Here is a 21423-nt window from a genome sequence, read left to right on the forward strand (position 1 = left end):
ACCGGAGCGAAGTGGCATATCGATATTAACGGCTTTATTACCGAATTGTTAAGTGTATTTTTTAAATTTGTCGTTGCTTTAATTCTTTGATGATGAAATCAATGAGCTCTTGAGCAAACGAACCAAAGCCTGGCACAGCACTGGTGATATTATTCAGCAAGAACTGACCTTTCTCAAGAACGACTATTAGATTTTCAAGACCACCTTCTTCATGAAATTCAATATAGCTGTACTCGAAAGATTCAAGTTTGAGGTCGAGCTGGTTGCCGGTTAAACCCGATTCGCTCATAGCTTCAAAATCAGTTGGGAACTGGATGTGATCGTCCCTCTTTAATTTATCTAATCTAGGAAGTACTTCTTCCAGGCTATGGCTATAGTTAGTTCTGAAATTTGAGCGAAAAAGAAGAGAGCTTGATTTCTCGATTATCTTTAGAAGCCATATGATTGCCATAAGAAATTCTTCCAGATTCTCTATTTTTTCAGGCATTTTGATTTCCTTCCTGATTTACTTTCGGAATGGGATAGCGAGGATGTTTATCAATCGGCTGCAGAACGCTGTATCACGCCACTCGCTCAAACCAATAGTCATATTACTATGGCCAGCCTCCGGCTGATCACGGTAAGTGCTAAATAATTTATCCCAGATGATGAGATTAAATCCGTAATTGCTGTTTAATTCTTTTACGATGACAGAGTGATGCACGCGGTGCATGTCGGGTGTGACGAGCAGCTGCCGCAATATTCGATCTAGCATGTGCGGCAGGCGGATGTTGCTGTGATTAAACATGGCCATGGTGTTGAGGACTATTTCAAAAATCAGCACGGCGAGTACAGGTGCACCCAGGATTGTGATAACTGCAAATTTGATGAGCATGGAAAGCAGCATTTCAAGCGGATGGAAACGTGCACCTGTTGTTACATCGATATCCAGATCAGCATGATGAGCGCGGTGTATCCGCCATAATAGAGGGACGGCGTGCATCATCACGTGTTGCCAGTAAATCACCAGATCCAGCAAAATTACGCTTACTATAATCGCAAACCAGGCGTGGGGCTGCATCCAGTTGAATAATCCCCATCCGTTGATTTGAGCATAAATAGCCACGCCGATCCCTCCCATGGGAAATACCAACCGAAGAATCAGGCTATTGAGCAGGGAGAGTGCTAGGTTGTTACGCCAGCGCAGCATTTTTGAAACAGCCAAATGGCGCCTGGGTGCATATACCTCCCACCCTGCCATAAGGATGAAGATAACAAAAAAGAATCCTAATCTGATAGCTATTTCATGTTCGATAGGCATGAATAGATAAGCAAATCCAAGTTAAAAGGAAAATGATTGATTAATGCTGATGCTTATGCGGATGTTCAGGTATAGCATGACGGGCATGATCGCTTAACTGAGCTAGTTTAGAAAAATTACCTCGGCTAAATTCTGTCGAAATTTCCAACAGATGTTTACGTATTAAACGAATTTGTTCGAAATCGGGTTTATCTTTGGCAACAACTTGCTGAATTCCTTCTTCGTTTGTTTTAGTAAAAATATGTATCATTTTTTCGAGATCAAATGGTATGACATGGAAACCACGTTCTGCAATTTCATTGAGCCGCTTTTCATCTGCAGGCTTCATGGCATGAACCGGAGAAGTAACAAATAGATCAAATAAAAGAGCTATAAAAAACGATCCATAACTGCCTCCTATTTAATCATATTGATAGCATGTTAGATTTAGCGCCGGGTTTTAAAGTTAAAAGCTTTTTAAAAAGCATAGCTGAAAATAATCCTAAAAACCGTAGTTGGACGAGGTGGAGTGTGTGGTGATCCAGGTGTGAGGCAAGGCGCGATCAGGCCGCAGGGCCGCCCCCTGCAACGAAGAGCAACGCCGCATTCGTGCCTGGAGCGGCATACGATACACCTCGTAGCGGCTTCACCATTCTGGTGAATGAAAAAATTTCGGAAATGCTTCTATATGTCATGCGCTTAGCTCTCCAATTAAGCGGTCAACTACGGTTTTTAGGATAATAAGTGCTGATATCTCATTTGGATCACAGAACCTGGATTTAGTGCTGGATAAATTGTGAGCATTTGCAGTATTGCCCATCTGTTTCGTTCCACTTTAATATCATCATCATCAAGTTAAACAAGTTCTATCAATTATTGCAGAGGAGATTTCAAAGCTCGACTACAATTATTTATAAAATTTCCTATTCTTGTTTTTTAAACATTTTCCTGAGATCAAAATAAGGATTCTGCTTATTTTTATTTTCTCCATGGAAGATTAGCCTTGTTCGACCATGTGAAGTTTAAGTGAAGTTTTAAGCACTGGTCGCTAGGGTGTTTTCGTGCACCAACTTTATTGCTTTAAATTCAATTTGGTCATGAAAGCCTCTACAACAAACGGGTTACATCACGCTATGGGGAGAATAAATGGCAAATTTCAATAAAGCTGATCTCGAGTTCATTCTTAAACAAATCAAAATTGCAGAAGCTCATCCAGACGGAAATGTTCCGATTGGATTTGGCGCAGATCAAATTTCCAGCCCAATGCTACCCTATGGTTTGCGTACCGTAGACGGTTCTTATAATAATCTGGTTCCTGGCCAATCGGAATTCGGCGCTGCCGATAACGTGTTTCCACGCATAACTCCACCTGATTTCCGTTCCGCTGAAACGCTGCCGTTCGATCCAGATGGACCAGGACCACTACAAATTGGAGATCCGACCAGCTATACGCAAACAAGTGGTATTGTTGTAGATTCTCAACCGCGTATTATCAGTAACTTAATCGCCGATCAGTCCGCTAATAACCCGGCCGCTGTAGAAGCTGCTGGTCCTACTCCAGTCGTTTCTGATAATGGAACCCTTTTTATTCCTAATGTAGCGCCAGATGTTGGTTTGTCCGCCCGATTCAACTCGTGGTTCACGCTATTCGGCCAGTTTTTCGATCATGGTCTCGATCTGGTAACCAAAGGTAATAGTGGTATCGTGTTCGTGCCACTCCAACCGGATGATCCGTTGTTCGTTCCCGGTAGTCCAACCAACTTTATGGTACTGTCGCGTGCCACCAACCAGCCCGGTCCGGATGGAGTAATTGGGACAGCTGACGATATACACGCACATACCAACACGACCACTCCTTTCGTTGATCAGAATCAAACCTACACTTCGCATCCATCACACCAGGTGTTTTTGCGTGAGTACGCACTCGTCAACGGCAAACCGGTAGCCACTGGCAGACTACTCGATCACGCAGGTGGAGGGCTCCCCACCTGGGCTGATGTCAAGGCACAAGCACAAACGATGCTCGGTATTACATTAAGAGATCAAGACATACTCAATATCCCGCTGCTCGCTACTGATGCCTATGGTCATTTTCTACGCGGCCCCAATGGTTTTGCGCAAATCGTGACCGAAAATGGTTTGGTCGAAGGCAACGCGGGCGGGCTCACCGTACCTGCGAATGCGATCCGAACCGGTCATGCTTTCCTGGATGATATCGCGCACAGTGCAGTCCCATTTGGAGATCATGACAACAACCCAGCAACGCCCCAGCGAGCGCTCACTCCCGACACAAATAAGACTGCTGGTGTCGACGATAACAATCCCAGTACCTACGACAACGAACTGCTCAATGCCCATTACATTACCGGTGATGGCCGCGGTAACGAAAATATTGGCTTAACTTCAGTTCATCATGTCTTTCATTCTGAGCACAATCGTCTGGTTGATCAGGCCATGAGTGTCATTGAAAGTAGTGGCGACGCTGCCTTCATAGCAGAATGGAAGCTACCTAATGGCGATTGGAATGGTGAGCGGTTGTTCCAGGCGGCACGCTTCGGCACCGAGATGCAGTATCAGCACTTGGTGTTCGAGGAATTCGCGCGCAAGGTGCAGCCCGAGGTAAACGCCTTTGCCGGTTATTCGGATGATATCGATCCTGCCATCGTTGGAGAATTCGCGCACGCTGTTTACCGTTTTGGCCATACCATGCTGACCGATACTATGGCGCGTATCAATCCTGATGGCACGCACGATGATATTCCTTTGATCGAGGCATTTCTCAATCCACTTGCTTTTGCAAGTAGCGGTACCGATGCCAGAGAGGCAGCGGGTGCAATCGTGCGCGGCATGACCAATCAGATAGGCAACGAGATCGACGAATTTGTAACTGGCGCGGTGCGCAACAATCTTCTCGGGTTGCCGCTTGATCTGGCAACGATCAACCTTGCACGTGGCCGGGAAACTGGCTTACCCAAGCTCAACGACGCACGTGAGCAATTTTTTACTGCAACTAACGATGCTGCACTCAAACCATACGGTAGCTGGGCTGAGTTCAAACTCGGCATTACCAATCCCTTGTCGCTGGTAAACTTCATCGCGGCCTACGGTATTCATCCGGATTTGCAAGCTGCTTCAACGCTTGCAGATAAGCGTGCAGTCGCTTTGTCCTTGTATGATGGCTCGCATCCTGATTCTGTAGCTTTCCTGAATGGCGACGCGGCGGCCACCGGTGTCAATAATATCGACTTATGGATCGGTGGATTAGCTGAGAAGATCATGCTGTTTGGTGGCATGTTAGGTTCGACCTTTAACTTTGTGTTCGAAACACAGTTGGAAAAACTGCAGGATGGGGATCGTTTCTATTACCTGGGGCGTACTGCGGGGCTTCATTTCCTGACCGAGCTGGAAAATAACTCCTTCGCCGAATTGATAATAAAAAATGTCGATGGCGTTAAACATTTGCCAGGTGATGTCTTTTCCCATCCGGACTACAGCTTTGAGATTGGTAATCTTGGCACTAGCGGCCCAATTGTGGATGATCCCAATACAGTAGATTATGACGAATCGGCATTGCCATCCGGTTCACTTATCCGCATGAACGATGGTACTGTACGATTTACAGGCGAGGAACATATCATGATGGGCGGTACCGAGGGTAACGACCGGATGCACGCAGGTAACGGCGATGATACCTTATGGGGTGATGGTGGTATCGATCGGCTTGAAGGTGGAGCTGGCAATGACATTATTCATGGTGGAGATGGTGACGATATTATCACTGATGAATTCGGCACCGACAATATCAAGGGTGAGGGCGGCAATGACGTCATCAGCGCAGGCGCAGGCGTGGGTGATTTGATACTGGGTGGCGATGGCAACGATTTCGTGGTGGGAGGTGCTGATCCCAAAGAAATTTTTGGTGGTGCTGGCAATGACTTCATTATTGCCGGTAATTCGACAGATACGGTGTTAGGCGGCGAGGATGACGACTGGATCGAAGGTGGCGATCAAGCTGATCTGCTGCAAGGAGACAATGCTGACCCATTCCAGGTGAGCCCGATCATCGGTAACGACGTTATCATTGGTGATGGCGGTGACGATGACTATGACGCTGAATCCGGTGATGACATCATGGTGAGTGGCGCCGGCATCGAACGCAACGAAGGAATGCTTGGTTTCGACTGGGTCACCGCACGACTCGATAGTTCGGAAGGTGTTACTGTCGGTCAAGATTTTGATTTGCTTCGTCTTGGTTTGTTGTCACCCGATCTTGACGCTATTCGTGATCGATTTGATATGGTCGAGGCTCTTTCAGGATGGAATAATGACGATGTCTTGCGTGGCGACAACCGTGATGCGACGTTGATGATTGGTCATGAGCTCAACAATATCGGGCTTATCAGTGGTCTGCAACAACTGCTTGATGATGCGCATCGTGGCGTTAAACAAACTTCGTTTACCGGCGGTAATATTCTCCTGGGCGGCGGAGGCAGTGACATCATTGAAGGCCGTGGCGGCAATGACATTATCCACGGAGATAAGTGGCTTAACGTACGCTTGTCAGTGGTTGACGCCAATAACAACGAGATCCAAAGTACCAATAGCATGACTGAGTTGCAGTCACAAATGTTTTCGGGTGAGATTAATCCGAGTCAGATCAGGATCGTGCGTGAGATTTTACCCACTACACCAGGAGTCAACGATATTGACACCGTTGTGTTTTCAGGCAACCGCGCTGAGTACACCATTAGTCCTTTAAGTACCAGGTTGATGACGGTTACGCATACGGGTGGTACGCAAATTGACGGTTCCGATATCTTGATGGGTGTCGAACGTCTGCAGTTTGCCGATCAGACCATTGCGCTTGTTCCATTACCTAATAATTCACCAGCAACCGGTATGATTACCATCAATGACACTACTCCGGGCGAAAATCAGGAGTTGCTTGCAACGACAAATTTTAATGATCCTGATGGCGTTAATAACGCCACCATTGTGCTCACATGGCAGGCTGAGTTTACGCCTGGTGCTTGGACCCCTGTCGGCACTGGCCAGATTTTCACGCCAAGCGACTTAATGCTGAATGCTCCTCTGCGCGTAGTAGCTACTTTCCAAGATAACAAAGGTGCCAGTGAACAGATTATTTCGGGGGCTACGGTACCTGTGGTTAGCGCCAATGGCGTACCCGTGATCAATGATACGACCCCGAGAGAAGGAATGAAACTCAGCACTTCGGTTGCTAATATCACTGATCCTAATGGGGTGGTGGGAGTTACCTTTAATTACCAGTGGCAGGTAGGCGGTGGATTGATCTGGACTAACATTACAGGTGCAACAGGTGCTAACTTCAGGCCGACACAGTCGCAGGTCGGTCAGCAACTTCGAGTGCTCGTTTCCTATACTGATAACGCAGGCAATGCCGAGCAGCTTGCTTCTGCCCCAACCGCAGTAGTTGGTGATCTCTTCATCGGCACTATAGGCAATGACATTTTCAATGGCACTGAAGGCGATGACTATGCTAATGGTGGTAAAGGTGTCGATACATTGAACGGGAATGGTGGTGACGATAAGTTAAAAGGTGGATTCGGTAACGACACAATTAACGGTGGTAGCGGTAATGACACAATTGATGGTAAGGGAGGAAACGACACGATTAACAGTGGAGTGGGCGACGATGTGATTTTGGCAGGTATCTCCAGCGGTTTCGATGCCATCGACGGCGGTGATGGCTCAGATCGGCTCCAAGTTACGGCTAACAACGTCGTTATTGGTCTGAGCTCTCTTGCGGGGATAGAGGAGATTTCTTCTGGTAGCTTCACTGGTGTGCGTATCGCCGGTACTTCTGCTGCTAATACGCTGGATTTCAGTGCCACTACGCTAACTGGCATCACAAGCATTAGCGGCAATGGAGGTAATGACATTTTGATTGGATCGACCGGTAACGACACCATAAATGGCGGGGCGGGTAACGATACGATTAACGGCGGAGCGGGCGATGATGTGATTCTGGTCCCTGGTACCAGCGGTTTCGACACCATCGATGGTGGCGTTGGCTCGGATCAGATCCAGGCTACAGCTAACGATGTCGTTATTGGTCTGAGCTCTCTTGCAGGGGTAGAGGAGATTTCCTCCGGTGGCTTTACTGGTGTGCGTATCGCCGGTACTTCTGCTGCTGATACACTGGATTTCAGTGCCACTACGCTAACTGGTATCACGAGCATTAGCGGCAACGGAGGCAATGACATTTTGACCGGATCAGCCGGTAATGACACTATTAATGGTGGATGGGGTAGAGACACGATTACCGGTGGAGCAGGTGATGACTTCTTAAACGGTGGTACCGGCTTCGATAGCTTCGTGTTCAATACTGCAGGTTTCGGTAATGATACCATCGGTGGCGGGGCGACAGAATTGTTCGATGCTATCGGCGGTACGGCATCGACGCAAGATCTGATTGATTTGCGCGGTCTCGGTTTAACTTTTACTGATTTGACAATTACCCAGGTTGGGACAGATACGCTCATTACGATCGGAGCGGATAGTATTACTCTGCTTGGGGTCAAAGCAGCCAAGATCGACAGTACCGACTTTATTTCTCAGTAACAATGTCAGGTGGCTGCCAAAATAGCTAATTAAGCAGCTAATTAAGTTGCAAAAGTTATACGGTGTGGAATCATATCAAGGCTCCGCACCGGTAGTTATTTAGGAACATTTTTTCCTGCATTTTGCACTAAGAATAAGGAGAATAAGGGGGGGGCTGCTGCATGAATATTTCTTGAGGGCAAACTGCGTATGTTGCTGTGCTATCATCAGTTTCTCAGATAGCATATCTGAGATTAAGTAGGAAAATAGCTAAATTTAAAAGAATTTTTTGAAGGAGAGATTACAACATGAATTTCGAAAGTGAAATGAAAGCAAGATTTGGAGGATTCTGGAATTCATTAGTGCTGTTACTCGTTGTTATTATTTGTTTGCGTTTTTCAGCTATCGAGTGGGCATCAGAAGATTTAGGAACGAAGTTATATCATTCATTTAAATTGTTTTTTTGGTGTGCGTTATTTGGCGTATTACTAGCTATTTTAAAAATCATCTTTTCAATCTCAAACCCGCCTTACTTACGATTGCCTGCTTCAGCCAATTTTGCTTGGGGTCTAAAACGCGGCATCACGATCGGTGGTTTCTTAATTCTACTTGTAGGCATACTCCAATTGGACAATTTCATGGGTGTGTTCCAGCCATTTATCGATAAGTTGCTGCAAAAATTATTAGGTTTAATCTAAGCATTCTGCTGGACGCACCTAACTGACGTCGGCTTTTTAGTGATTGCACGAGTATCAAAAACACTGCGTGCAATCACATCAAAAGATATCAAAGAGTACTTTTAAATTCTTTTAGTACTCAAAAATCATGGAATCTATGATATTTAGCAGGATTTATGGGACTCCATAAGAGTGGCTGGAAGGGATTGAAAGGCAGTTCTCCTCCAAATGTCCACCCAGTAATGGGTTACGCCATGGAGATAATACGGATTTTCCATCTTTCACTCTCATCTAAATCATAAAGCATATGAAAGAGCAAGCAGTATCTTGTGCAAAGCAGGGATGTTCGATTTATTGTCTGTTTTTAAATATTTCCATATTCTTTCGTTTATAAGTCGCTTGGTAGTGGTAGTTTAGATACTATAGATTAGATAATATGATGAGAATAATGAACCGGCGGTTTTTTACTCATAAAGGAGCATTATCATGAAAACTGTAAAGCAACTACTCCACAAGAAAGGACATGAAGTTACTACTATTGACCACGAAGCATCGGTTTACGATGCCATGCAGTTGATGGCAGCTAATAACATTGGCTCACTAGTGGTTATGAGAGACGATAAGCTGGCTGGAATCCTGACAGAAAGAGATTTTTCACGTAAATCCTATCTGTTGGATAAACCTGTAAAAGATATGCAGGTTAAGGAAATCATGACGCATCAAGTAGTCTATGTTGGTCTGGATAATACGAATGAAGATTGCATGTCACTGGTCACCGAGATGCGAGTACGCCATTTACCAGTCATAGATGAAGGCAAAGTAATAGGGATAATCTCTATTGGTGATTTGGTGAAAGACACCATTTCAGAACATCAATTTGTCATCGAACAGCTCGAACGTTACATATATGAAACGCGAGTCCCTAGCCAAGGGATCCGAGCATCTTAAAGACTCGAACGTTACCATATATGATAAATACGTCGGGGTTTTAGCTGTAATATCTCTTTTCATTGGTTGCAGGTCGCTTGCTGGAAGCTGTGGTGGACCAGAACGCTGTCGATTGGATTGGGCTGTTAGTGGTAAAAAATTTTGCTCACCCTGACCAATTCATAAGCTTTCGAGATAAGCTGGAGCTATGAAAACTGGAATAAAGTGATTCATAAGCTGCTTTCACATAGTCACTTTATTGCTTCTGTAAAGTCGACAGTAATCCGCAACTTAGTATCAGGCTGTTACGGTGGGTGAGCGAAATGTTTACTGGGGTTACAGCTTTGCCCCGCTTTTTTACATCTGAATTACTATTCGTAAATATAGTATAAAACAAAAACTATTTCTGTATAATATGCGCCGCTGAAATTATACTCCTAATAAGGAGACAAGGATTTTAGTAATCTAGCAGGGCGGACTTGCTATATATATCTTTTTCTGCTATTCCTGTATGTTTAATTATTGCTAGTAATTAATAAAGACGGGAAATAAAGACAGGAGCATTCAGAATGCCACAAGAGCCACATGAACTACAGAAACCAGTTGTTTCTTACAAACCAAAAAAAGGCGAGCCTTATATGAGTGATGAGCAGCTCGCATATTTTCGCAAGATTTTAGAGGATCTCAGGATTGGATTAGGACAGGAAATAGATCGGGCGGTTCACGTAATGCAGGAAGAAGCGACAGTTTTTGCTGATCCTAATGATAGAGCCAGCCAAGAATCAGATATGACACTTGAGTTGCGCAATCGAGATCGGGAACGAAAACTCATCAAAAAAATTGCTGAAACGCTTGCAAAAATTGATGCAGGGGAGTACGGCTATTGTGATAACTGTGGTGTTGAGATAGGATTGAAACGACTTGAAGCACGTCCTACTGCCTCACTTTGTATTGATTGTAAAACCTTAGAAGAAATAAAAGAAAAGCAGTTAGCAAAATAATATTATTTGATTCTTGTTATTTTTTAGAATCAGAACTAAGTTCATGTCAAAAACTGGAATAGTATTTTAGCTTGGTCATAAAATCCTGGATGGCAGAAGGTCATCATCTTCTAGACGATGACCTTTTTACACACTAAATTTCTTTATTACGAAGCAATTCAACGAATTTTTCGCTAAATTGATATTTGGCGAAATTATTTTTACTTGATTCAGTGACGTTACTAACGAAGCCATAAGCTTCCAAAGTTTTTAATTGATCTTGTAAGCCATTGTGTTCATCTAAGAAATATGCCAGACAAGGTTTTGCAAGGCTCAAACTAAAACGCTGATTTTTCTTGAGAATATAAAATTCTCTCTGGAACTTGTAATCGGGATTATCCATATCCTGCTTCATTTCTTGCAAAAGTTTGGTATGCTGATGCCACAATCGATCAAATAGATTATTTATCTTTATGATCGCCTGTTGAGCTACGTGTGTATTCCATGAATGCGCGATAACAAAACCTATAGCCGTACCGATTAAAAAGCTAAATACCATGCTTATAATATCCATTCATATCTCCAAGATCTAACAAATAAGCTTTCCAAGTGTGAGGTAATATATTACGTCAAAAGCGAGATCTCGTAGGGTAAAATTCGTTGTGGTTTTCTTTGAAATGAGATGACTTAATTCGATATACAATATGGCTTATAAAGTATGCAAAGTCATATAAAGCTCCTAGTGGTTAGCAGAGAAATATCACTGGTTTAAGGTGGTGTTAGTCGGTGGTGGTGTAAAGACTTCGTTCACTTGACTGAATGAACCACCAGGCTTTGGACCACCGCTAATCACATATAGACGTCCATCGACCACAGCAGAGCCGAGACCATGACGTGCAGTTGGCATTGGAGCCATAGTGTGCCACTGATCCTTAACTGGATCATATGCTTCATTGGTGGCAAAAGTGCCCTCGCCAGATTCGCCACCGACCACGTAAATCCAGCCATTAATTACGCCAGCGGTAATGCCACTGCGGGCAGTAGGCAGGTTAGTACGAGCTCGCCATTGATTGGTTTGTGGATCATATTCTTCGACTGTTCTCATATTGTGATGATAGTCCAGATCAGGCCGACCACCAATGGCATAGATTCGAGAACCAGCCGTTGCAACAGCCAAATGGTCTCGGGAAGTAGGCATCGAAGCAGCAGATAACCAAGTATTGGTTTCTGGGTCAAAAATTTCCACCGCAGCAGAATTGTCTTTTCCATCATATCCACCAATGGCGTAGATGCGATTCTGATAAACGGTGACACCTAGCGCACCACGGGCAGTCGGCATAGGAGCTAATTCACGCCATTTTGCCGTTGAGGGATTGTATTGATAGACTGTGGGAACCGCATGCCAGATGGACAAGAAGGATTTGGTGAATCCACCAATTATATATAACATGCCATTATGTGAGGCGATACCCGCGTGGTGCCGCCCTTCTGGTAGAGGTGTAGTAATAGACCAGGAATCAGAAACAGGGTCATATACTTCCACATCGCTGCTAATGGCAAATTTCAGGACATTCTGAAGCTTCGGCTCACTAAACCCACCCACCACATATATCTTACCTTTGACCATAGCCGCAACTACTTCCGTTCGTTTAGTGGGAGCGGGAGAAGCGGTTGTCCATGTGCCAACTTTAGATGTATCAGCGAAAATCAGCCCCACTTTTGTCAAACAAAGAAAAAAAACGCCTGCTATGATGTAAAATTTCAAAGTAGACATATAAAGTTCCTCCAGAGAGTTATCAACATCAATGAATTTACTCAGCTTGCAAGTTCTGATTTAACAATAAAAGAATTGACAAGCGTACGTCACACAGCCGGATCGTTAAAGTATTTTTTCCATTTATTAATGGACTATCGTATTGCCATGGCGTTTATGAACAGGTGCGGCTGGGTAGAGATGAGGTGACTGCCAAATAATATTTTTTGTTTCTGAGTGTAATAGCAGCAAAGCGCGTAAAATAGTCTTGAAAAAGGTGTTACCGTACTCATCTATCTGATAATCAACTGATTTATCCATATTGATGAAATTTGATAATCTCAGAAACTGGCCAGAGTATTGGAAACAACTTCAGTCAGTTCTACTTGAACCCAAAGTAGACGAAGCTGCGCTGGAGTCTTCCTTGCGTGAAGCACGGAAAAGATTGCCGCTGCCGGTATTATGGCTAATAGGTAAAGCACAGGCAGGTAAAACTTCCATCATCCGAGCACTGACTGGTAACGAAGCAGCGGAGATAGGTAATGGGTTTCAGCCATGTACACGTCATTCTCGTTTTTATGATTGCCCTGGTGAAATGCCGGTAGTCAGGTTTCTTGATACGCGCGGTCTGGGGGAGGTTGCCTATGATCCGACAGATGACATTCATTATTGCGAATCTCAGGCGCATCTGCTGCTTGCCGTGATGAAGGTGGCAGATGTACATCAGGAATCTGTCTACCAGGTGTTACGGACAGTTCGTCAGCGTCATCCCGAGTGGCCCTTGCTGATTGTACAAACTGGCCTGCATGAACTCTATCCTGCAGACGGCAGGCATATCTGCCCTTGGCCCTATGGTGAGGAGCCTTTACCGAATACGATTCCACTCGAGCTGCGGCGTGCCTTACTTGCCCAGCGTACTGCCGCAGAAAAATTGCCTGGTTACATTCCAGTGCGCTGGATAGCTGTGGATCTTACTTTACCTGAAGATGGTTATGATCCAGCTGATTATGGTCTGGAAGCATTGTGGCAGACAATTGAGTCCCTCTTGCCGTTCGGCCTGCAGCATCAGTTGACTAGTGAAAAAGAAGTGCGTGATCTTTATGAACGCACTGCCCATCAGCATATCGTCGGTTATTCACTGGCTGCGGCCGGGTTAGGTGCTCTGCCGGTGGTAGATTTGGTGGCAGTATCTACCGTTCAGGCAAAGCTCTTGCATGGCCTTGCGGTCCTTTACGGGCAACGCTGGGATAAGCGTACCATCACTGAGTTTCTTACGCTGCTGGGAGCGGGTATAGCATCCAGCTACCTGGCTCGTCTGGTGGGGCGTGTGGTCACTAAAGTGATTCCTGTTTTAGGGCAAACAGCAGGAGCAGTGTGGGGCGCGAGCTCCAGCGGTGCAACGACTTATGCATTAGGCAAGGCTGCAGTTTATTTTTTTACTCGACGTAAGAATGGTCTCAATGTCGATCCTGAGACCCTGCGGCGAATCTATATGGAGGCGCTGGAAAGTGGCGCTTCCTTGCTTAAGGAGCGATTACGTGGTAAATGAAAACATTATTGCAGAGAACTGATCCACTGCGAGTATTCGCACTGATTTTATTAGGACTGCCAACACTCACGGTATTTGGATTGGGGATGCTATGGTTGTGGCAGACAGGCAATCTGCTTTACTGGGTGATCGCCATGGCGGTATTCAGCGCACTGAGCTATGGCTTGCAATATTGGCAAGCGAAACGTGATCGTCAAATGCTTGATGAAATTGTTACTGAACCTAATCCAGATTGGCCACCAAAGGCGGAAGCAGTCTGGCAGCAGGTCGAAAAGCTGGCAGATACGTGTGAGCCTGAAGACTGGCCGATCGAAGATTCATCCTGGATATTAGGACTGGGCAGGCGCGCGCTGGATACAGTATCACACTGTTATTATCCCCAAGCCGAGAAGCCTTTTCTAGAGCTCACTGTGCCGCATACACTGTTGATCATCGAGCAGGCGAGCCGTGATTTACGCAAAGATGTGACTGAAAATATACCGTTTAGTGATCGTCTGACAATTGGTGATTTGCTTCGGTTACATCGCTGGAAAGCTAAAGCAGAGCAAGCATACAATGTTTACCGGGCGGGTAGGGTGCTGATCAACCCGGTGAATGCTCTGTTTAGTGAGATCTGGCGGCACCTCCAAGAGCGCAGTTTTGGTCTCGCTCGCAGCGAGCTGCATCGCTGGTTCTTGCGTGCTTATATACGCAAGGTTGGTTATTATGCGATCGATCTCTACAGTGGTCGCCAGCCAGTGGCATTGGAGGAAGCCTCCAAACAGGTTGCGGAGAGGACACCCATTTCTCATGCCGATTTAAGTAAATTCGAACAAACTGCAGTCGTACCTGCAGAACCACTACGCATCCTAGTGCTGGGACGGACCAACGCTGGCAAATCAAGCTTGATCAATGCATTATTCGGAAAACTCACCACTGCTGCCGATGTATTACCGGATACGACTCAGACAATTACCCCCTTTGTGCTGCAACGCGAAGGATTAACCCAAGCATTGATCTTTGATAGCCCGGGCTGTGACAGCACGCGCTTTAATGAGAGGCAAATACACGCCGCTGCGCTGGACGCGGATCTGATTTTATGGGTCAGTCCGGCAAATCGCCCTGATCGGCAAACTGAGCGTCATTGTCTGGATGCTTTACGCGTATTCCAGAGTACGCAATTGAATCGCCGTTTACCTCCCATGCTGGTCGTCGTAAGTCATATCGATCTGTTGCGACCGACAAGTGCATGGCAACCGCCTTATGACTTAAGCAATCAGCAGGACGTCAAGGCTATCAGCATTCGTGCAGCGGTGCAGGCAGTTACGAATGATCTTGCGGTACCAATAGAGCAAGTTATCCCGGTATGCCTCAAGGAAGGAAGGGTTTACAACGTACATGATGCGCTCTGGGCAGCCATACTGCACCATCAGGATGCTGCACTCCGAGTGCGGCTACTGCGCTGTCTGGATGCGAAAAAACGTGCAGAAGACTGGACTTTGCTACGTCGTCAATTGATCAGTACCGGGCGGTTTCTCTGGAATTTGCCTGACAAACTGGGCAAGCGTTCTGGGGAGGGGTGAGGGCTATGCAATTTACCGTAATCGCGCTGATTGAAAGTGGCGTATCGGAATTTTTATGATTTGTAATAACAGTCAACACTGGCAGCGATCATAAAACATTCCCAATTTTTTCCTAGATCCAGTTGACGAGGTTACTTAATCCTCGCCTTCATCAGAGATCTTCTCCATAACCATCTAATTTCTTTTCTTCTGCACGACATCGGTAACATGTTTGGCTATCTGTTTTTTTTGGATCTTCTTTAGGTGTTCCAAATATACTGGGCATATTGATATTGCACTCCATCAATTTTTTATTAAAAAAATCAACAAATTGAGCACGAACATTATTATTTGAGTTAGAACGATGACCTCGGCCAGGAATTATTCTTTTTAAATCATCTGATAAAACGATTTTATGTTTATCACCCATTCCAAAGTACCAGTATACTTTCCCTAACAGAATATTTTAATTTGAGAATTATTATTTCGGATCTATTTCTTCTTAAATTAGATTCTTTGAATGTCGCTAATTGATGCTAGTCCTAGATATGCAAAAGAACTCCCCTCTACACTCACAGGTGCGATTAAATCCATTTGCTTGCCCCATTAGTCGATATGCCGTGCCCCTTATAGTCATAGATGCGTGAACAATCTTGCTTACTCGGAATCCAGTCTTACTCGGAATCCAGTCTGGAAATTTTGCTTCTGCTCCAATGGAAAGTTCTCGCGAGGGAGAACGATGGATTTCTAGCCATGGTTGCTTTGACCATTGTCGAAGCGCTAAAAGCTGGGGTTTAAAAAAGATACGCAAGAGATTTATCAGAATAATGAGCAAAAAATTTCCTTCACTTTGCTAAGTGCCACAACATTTCTTGTATTTTTTCCCGCTACCGCAAGGGCAGGGGTCATTTCTGCCAACTTTTGCAGGAGCAGTTAATGAAGCAGGATGCGCTATTGGTAAATCGTCGCGCTTAAGCTTTCTGCGCAACAGATTGTAGGTATTAATGAAGTTCTGATTGAAATGAGGATGGTTACCTATTGTTTTCCATAAAGGACGATTTTCCAGGATAGGAATAAGCATCTCGAATGCTTCTGCCTCATTGCCTTGAGCGATTAGGAGCTTGGCCACTTCAAGGCGAACATTAGCCATATATGGATCGATTTGCAACAATCTTTCAAAAGCATCTTTTGCTGCTTTTGGTCGGTTCAAATTTAATAGAAGAGTGCCAAGTATGTACCAGTGATTCACATCACCCGGGTTACGGTTGATATACTCGCGGGCAATTTTCAATCCCTCTGCCATTGACATAACCTGTCCATCCAGTGTGCAATCGTGAAAAGAAATCAGTGATTCCTTTTGCCAATCGGGATGCTTGTCTGCCGCTGCAATCATCATTTGCGCTGTTATGCTCATGTTGGCTTCTGGTGTGAGTTCAAATTCCACATCCTTGCCACATGACAGACAAGGTATTTCATCTGCGATGAGAGTAGTTGAGGTTTTGGATTCTTCAGCAGCAGTAGGAGAAACTACAATCCCTTTAACGTGATATAAATTGATTTCATGACATTCAGGGCAACGGAGTTTTAGCGATAAGAAATCACGAAAAAAATCACCACGCTCGAATGATTCCCTTCTGAGTTTACTTGTTTGGTAATCGTCCAGAACACGTTTTTCTACTTTTTCCAATAAAGGATCATGCCGTTCCAGCAAACGGCTGAGCACATAAAAAGCATGATCGATCCATGGCTGTTTCCGTTTTAGATGAGGCTTGAGCAAATCAAGCATCCTGCTATCCGGTGCTGATAAGGCTAATTGACACCAACGTTCGCTGTCATCAGCAAATAGGTCTGAGAAATACCGCACTGCAAAATCAGCAGCATGTTTACCTCCAATATCGCTTATAGTAGATAAGCCATAGATTCTTTGAGAAAAATCAAGCGTATCCCATCGTTCAATTAACGCTTCTTGGGCCTTGGTACCAATTGCTTTCAGGGACTCTTCAGCAGTTTCGTGCAAGAAATCTCCTGATTCTTCAGAAAGTGAATCTATTAAACAAGGCACAAATTCTTCAAATTGCAGTTCACCCATTGCTTTTGCCAAATGCACACCGCCATAGGTCATCGCTGTTTTGGCAAGCAGATCAACCATAGCGTGGATTGTTTCCTGACGTGGAAAGGTTTTAAGCCGTGCAATAAGCCGGTCGAATTGAGGAAGCCAATTCAAATTAATGGCTAATAATGCTAGTGTGTGATTCAAATCCTTATCTGTGGAATTAAAATCATCAAGTTCATAAGCATGTAGGCAAGCTGCTAGCGTTGCGTCATATAGCATATCCTTGTTTAAATTCCGTACTAGAACATTCTTTGGCTGTATGAGGGTAAGAAAGGTTTTGCATCCCGGTTGATGTGCCTGCTCCAGAATCTTTATGAGATCAGTGCTAGAGCCGTATTTATCAAGACATTGATCGAGAAAATCCAAGGGTGCTTCTGCTCTGAATAAGTCCCTCGTTTCTTCAATGCGCTGGGTGGATATTCCCTCACGTCTGTCTAAAACCAACTCAAAATAGGCCGAATGGCCAAATAAACCGGAAAATAATTGTTCCAATAAATTTTCTTTTTGATCATTATTTTGTTTATTTTGCAAAGAAGTACCAAGGATAGATTGCAATGATTCTGGTGATAAAACATCCGCAAAACTCAAAACTGAAGAAAGCATCATCGTTTTGAACAGAGCATCGTCAGATGAAGCCAGAATCAACGTACACAGTTTCTCAGCCAAAGGTGCGTACTGTTTTTTAGCGCCAAGGTGTGCTGCATGTTCCATTGCGGTGATGCGGTATAGATCAAGCGGTTCACCGTTTTCAACATTTTCCAGATATTTTTCAAATAGCGTTATCAGTGCATTAGGATGAAATTTAGCCAGATGAGGTGTAGCTTCCAAAGCAAGTTTTCCAGGCCATTGCAACCACCGATCAAGGATCATGTTACTTAGGCTTGCAAGACGCTCTGTAGGTAAATTTCTAAATAGCTGAGGCAAAATATCGATGTCATTATTCTCAATCTGACGCAGCAGGAATAAGTCATGAAACCACTCAGATGCCAACGCTGCGTGCTCGGACGATGCCTTGATTGGTATACTCTCAAGGATATCGATAGCCCATTCAATCATGACGGGGTTATCCAATTTTTCTGAAACGCAGATGTGTTTTAGCATAATTCTTTACATGAGTTGATTAATCGGGATGCTGTGGGGTTATTGGAAGAAAGGATATTACAATACAAATATTGCATGTAAGCCTTGCTTTATCAAGAAAAGTGACAATGGCAAACCAATTACAGACATTATCACTGTAAACTCAGATTAGCTTAATTGGCAATGTTGAAGAGCAGAGCAGAGCAGAGTTTTTAAATTTGAGGTATGAGGTATGCTGAGTTTTATGGAGTCCAAAGTTTCATAAAATATAGACATGGAATGGAGGATATAGATGGAACAATTACCCCGAACACGATATAGCCAGGAGTTCCGCGAGCAATCAGTCAAGTTTTTTAAAGAAAGTGGATTAACGCTGGTTGAAGCAGCGAAACGACTATCTTTACCTAAGGGGACGTTAAAGAACCGGGTTTATGCTGACAGACAAGGCGCATTCCCAGCAGTAGGTAAACAGCAGAAGTCACTGACTGAGCTTGAATTAGAGCTATCCAGGATCAAACGTGATGCGAAGGCGAACCCCAGACAGTATAAATAATACGGCAAGGAGAAACCGACAAATTTATTGATAACACTTTCCAGTGCTTTGTAAGCTCTTCAGGTTTCGCTGAGGTTGGCAGCATGGGACTTTGACATGAAGTAAATTACCAAGAATATCTACCACGATATGCTGCGTTTGCTGAGAGGATCAAGCTTATTTTTATCAAATTCCATTGCTCATCACTTATATCTGTTTTATATCGCGTCTCTTAGCATGTTATCAAAGTCATTGATTGTAATGTATATTGTTTGACAAGGAGTCTTCTCAAACACAGAATTATTTCCATTAGGAAAATTTTCTAATAGAAGATCTGAGCTAGATCAGCCAACGCATCATAATGGCATTGATTCGCTGGGTGCATTCATAGTGGAGAAGGAGATAATCTATCTGGCAGAAATATAAACCGCACTGCCTTGAGTCCTCAAAATCTGTAGCCTGTACAGAACGAACAGGCGCCCTCAGAGTCAATTGGGTAGAGAGTCAATTAGGAGAACGCCATGCCGCTGCAGATCAATCCGTTAAGAAGACCTTTTAATGTGCAATGGCTGGGGCTCGGCCTGATCCTGGGCGCTTTGGGTATGGCAATAGTACTCAATCTGTATTTTGGGCATGCTCACGCTGCGGCCCGTGAGCATGACAGATTGTCGACTCAGGCGCGGGTGATTGCTGAGAACACGGAGTACCAACTGACGAGTGCGAACCTCGCGCTGGAAAACGTTCGCAGCAACCTGGCTTACTGGAAAGATGAGACGGGGCTGCAAGCGGGGATACGCCACCTCAAGGCAGCGAGCATCATACCGGGCATACACTCCATGAGCGTCGTGGATAAAGAAGGCACCATCACGGCCTCGACACGTCCTGAATTGATCGGAATGAATCTCGGTTCCCGCGATTATTTCCAGGAAGTCAAACGGCATCCCAACGGGGACATCCTCTACGTCTCACCGCCATCCGAAACCGTACTTGGTACATACGTGATTAACATTATCCGCATGATACCAGGAGAGCAGGGTGAATTTGACGGCATCGTCTCTGTGACGCTTGATCCGGAATATCTCAAGACCCTCATGATGTCCGTGCAATATGCGCCGGACATGTGGGTTTCCCTTGTGCACAGCGATGGCCTGGTGTTCCTCATGATGCCTGAAAGAGAGAACATGGAGGGAATGAATCTGAAACATCCTGATTCGTTCTTCACGCGGCATCAGAGCAGCGGCAAAAAGGAGAAAGTATTCATGGGTACCGCGTATGCTACCCAGGAGCAAGGGATGATCGCTCTGCGCACCATTTACCCAACAGCCATCAAGATGGACAAGCCCCTGGTGGTGGCAGTCAACCGCGATCTCGATCCAATCTTCCTGTCCTGGCGACGGAATGCAGCAGTGCAGGGAATACTTTTCGGGGTGATTGTATTGGCTTCTACCATGGGACTATTTCTCCACCAACACCGACAGCGTAAGCTTGAGAAAGAAGCAGCGCAAGCGCGTGCACTGGTTAACCAGTTCAGTTTTGCACTGGATCATATCCCCACGTATATCTTCATGAAGGATCAACAGCGACGTTATGTCTACGCCAACCGGTCGACCCTGGAGTTGTTCCAATGTTCGGCAGAGGAGCTTTCTGGCAGCTTGGATTCACGTTTTTTTCCGCCCGAAACGGTGGCCCAGCTGGATGACATAGATACGCGTGTGCTCATCCATGGCGAAGATACTGCGGAGAAAGTCATCCACAAGAGTGAGGACGGCATCGTTCGCATCTACTGGGAAATCAAGACTCCGATTTACGAAGATGACAAGAAGACCAGGATCAGTGGACTGTGCGGTATTGCTACGGATATTACAGAGTTCGAGCTGTTGAAAGAAAAGCTTGAGCAGCAGGCACGTCAAGACTATTTGACTGGACTCTTCAACCGCCGTTTCTTCATGGAGCAGGGTCATGCCGAGCTTGTTCGCGCACAGCGATATGGCCACGCTCTTTCCGTGCTTATGCTCGATGTCGATCACTTCAAAAAGATTAACGACAAGCATGGACACCAGACGGGTGACGCTGTTCTCAAACGGCTCGCTGATGTCATGCGCAAAATACTGCGCACGGTCGATATAGCATAACCAGATAATTTTGATTATAATGCAAGGATGGCATATTCATTGGATTTTCGCCGTAAAGTGTTATCTGTTCGAGAGAAAGAAGGACTTACGATAGCCGAGGTGGCAGCGCGGTTTGATGTGGGTATAGCAAGCGTTGTTCGCTGGATCAAGCATGTTGATCGCAAACCTCAAGGGTTTCGCAAACGCAAGATTGATCTTGATGTATTGCGGCAGGATATTCTCGATTATCCCGATGCCTATCAGTACGAGCGAGCAAAACGTTTGGGCGTGGCGCAGAA

The 21423-nt window shown here is 45.0% G+C and carries 17 protein-coding genes; 9 read left to right on the plus strand and 8 right to left on the minus strand.

Translation table 11 applies throughout. The annotated features are described in order from the left end of the window. Nucleotides 1–61: 61 nt before the first annotated feature. The 4 genes from BLV54_RS06755 to BLV54_RS16765 form a co-directional block, all read right to left on the minus strand. Nucleotides 62–487, minus strand: a complete 426-nt coding sequence (locus BLV54_RS06755; RefSeq protein ID WP_090569622.1) for a hypothetical protein — start codon at nucleotides 485–487, stop codon at nucleotides 62–64. 18 nt (nucleotides 488–505) lie between these two features. Next, nucleotides 506–1300, minus strand: coding sequence for a sterol desaturase family protein (locus BLV54_RS06760; protein WP_090569625.1), 795 nt, complete (start codon nucleotides 1298–1300; stop codon nucleotides 506–508). A 40-nt stretch (nucleotides 1301–1340) separates the two neighbouring features. Then, nucleotides 1341–1628 (minus strand): hypothetical protein, encoded by a 288-nt coding sequence (locus tag BLV54_RS06765; RefSeq protein WP_218132335.1) that lies wholly within the window; start codon nucleotides 1626–1628, stop codon nucleotides 1341–1343. A 214-nt stretch (nucleotides 1629–1842) separates the two neighbouring features. Continuing rightward, nucleotides 1843–1974 (minus strand): hypothetical protein, encoded by a 132-nt coding sequence (locus BLV54_RS16765; protein WP_256329229.1) that lies wholly within the window; start codon nucleotides 1972–1974, stop codon nucleotides 1843–1845. Between the two features lie 451 nt (nucleotides 1975–2425). On the opposite strand from BLV54_RS16765, the gene BLV54_RS06770 reads away from it, so the two are divergent. From BLV54_RS06770 to dksA, 4 genes are all read left to right on the plus strand, one after another. After that, complete coding sequence (locus BLV54_RS06770) at nucleotides 2426–7882, plus strand: peroxidase family protein (RefSeq protein ID WP_090569631.1); 5457 nt, start codon at nucleotides 2426–2428, stop codon at nucleotides 7880–7882. Between the two features lie 287 nt (nucleotides 7883–8169). Further along, the gene (locus BLV54_RS06775) at nucleotides 8170–8559 is read left to right on the plus strand and encodes a hypothetical protein (protein WP_090569634.1); all 390 of its coding nucleotides are present in this window, start codon (nucleotides 8170–8172) and stop codon (nucleotides 8557–8559) included. Nucleotides 8560–9024: 465 nt separating this feature from the next. Then, nucleotides 9025–9486 carry a CBS domain-containing protein gene (locus BLV54_RS06780; protein ID WP_090569636.1) on the plus strand — a complete coding sequence of 154 codons (462 nt, stop codon included), beginning with the start codon at nucleotides 9025–9027 and terminating at the stop codon, nucleotides 9484–9486. 548 nt (nucleotides 9487–10034) lie between these two features. Further along, complete coding sequence (dksA, locus tag BLV54_RS06785) at nucleotides 10035–10466, plus strand: RNA polymerase-binding protein DksA (protein ID WP_090569639.1); 432 nt, start codon at nucleotides 10035–10037, stop codon at nucleotides 10464–10466. A 133-nt stretch (nucleotides 10467–10599) separates the two neighbouring features. Here the strand turns inward: dksA and BLV54_RS06790 are convergent, their stop codons facing one another. Beyond that, on the minus strand, nucleotides 10600–11019 hold the full coding sequence (locus BLV54_RS06790; RefSeq protein ID WP_090569644.1) for a hypothetical protein: 420 nt from the start codon (nucleotides 11017–11019) through the stop codon (nucleotides 10600–10602). Nucleotides 11020–11205: 186 nt separating this feature from the next. Continuing rightward, on the minus strand, nucleotides 11206–12219 hold the full coding sequence (locus BLV54_RS06795; RefSeq protein ID WP_090569647.1) for a Kelch repeat-containing protein: 1014 nt from the start codon (nucleotides 12217–12219) through the stop codon (nucleotides 11206–11208). A 304-nt stretch (nucleotides 12220–12523) separates the two neighbouring features. On the opposite strand from BLV54_RS06795, the gene BLV54_RS06800 reads away from it, so the two are divergent. Then, nucleotides 12524–13747, plus strand: a complete 1224-nt coding sequence (locus BLV54_RS06800; RefSeq protein WP_090569650.1) for a YcjF family protein — start codon at nucleotides 12524–12526, stop codon at nucleotides 13745–13747. Further along, nucleotides 13744–15309 carry a GTPase family protein gene (locus BLV54_RS06805; RefSeq protein WP_090569652.1) on the plus strand — a complete coding sequence of 522 codons (1566 nt, stop codon included), beginning with the start codon at nucleotides 13744–13746 and terminating at the stop codon, nucleotides 15307–15309. The genes BLV54_RS06800 and BLV54_RS06805 overlap by 4 nt, the downstream gene beginning before the upstream one ends. Before the next feature lie 151 nt (nucleotides 15310–15460). Here the strand turns inward: BLV54_RS06805 and BLV54_RS06810 are convergent, their stop codons facing one another. Both BLV54_RS06810 and BLV54_RS16020 read right to left on the minus strand, forming a co-directional pair. Next, the gene (locus BLV54_RS06810; RefSeq protein ID WP_090569655.1) at nucleotides 15461–15718 is read right to left on the minus strand and encodes a hypothetical protein; all 258 of its coding nucleotides are present in this window, start codon (nucleotides 15716–15718) and stop codon (nucleotides 15461–15463) included. 423 nt (nucleotides 15719–16141) lie between these two features. Then, nucleotides 16142–18502 carry an SEC-C metal-binding domain-containing protein gene (locus BLV54_RS16020; RefSeq protein ID WP_176969699.1) on the minus strand — a complete coding sequence of 787 codons (2361 nt, stop codon included), beginning with the start codon at nucleotides 18500–18502 and terminating at the stop codon, nucleotides 16142–16144. Between the two features lie 271 nt (nucleotides 18503–18773). Here BLV54_RS16020 and BLV54_RS06820 point away from each other — a divergent pair, with 271 nt between their 5' ends. The 3 genes from BLV54_RS06820 to BLV54_RS06830 form a co-directional block, all read left to right on the plus strand. Further along, nucleotides 18774–19034 (plus strand): transposase, encoded by a 261-nt coding sequence (locus BLV54_RS06820; protein ID WP_090569658.1) that lies wholly within the window; start codon nucleotides 18774–18776, stop codon nucleotides 19032–19034. Nucleotides 19035–19534: 500 nt separating this feature from the next. Then, nucleotides 19535–21145 (plus strand): diguanylate cyclase, encoded by a 1611-nt coding sequence (locus tag BLV54_RS06825; RefSeq protein ID WP_090569660.1) that lies wholly within the window; start codon nucleotides 19535–19537, stop codon nucleotides 21143–21145. 27 nt (nucleotides 21146–21172) lie between these two features. Continuing rightward, the coding region (locus tag BLV54_RS06830) for an IS630 transposase-related protein (RefSeq protein ID WP_090569664.1) at nucleotides 21173–21423 on the plus strand (251 nt) is incomplete at its 3' end.

This window comes from Nitrosomonas sp. Nm33 (assembly GCF_900107265.1).
Taxonomy (GTDB): domain Bacteria; phylum Pseudomonadota; class Gammaproteobacteria; order Burkholderiales; family Nitrosomonadaceae; genus Nitrosomonas.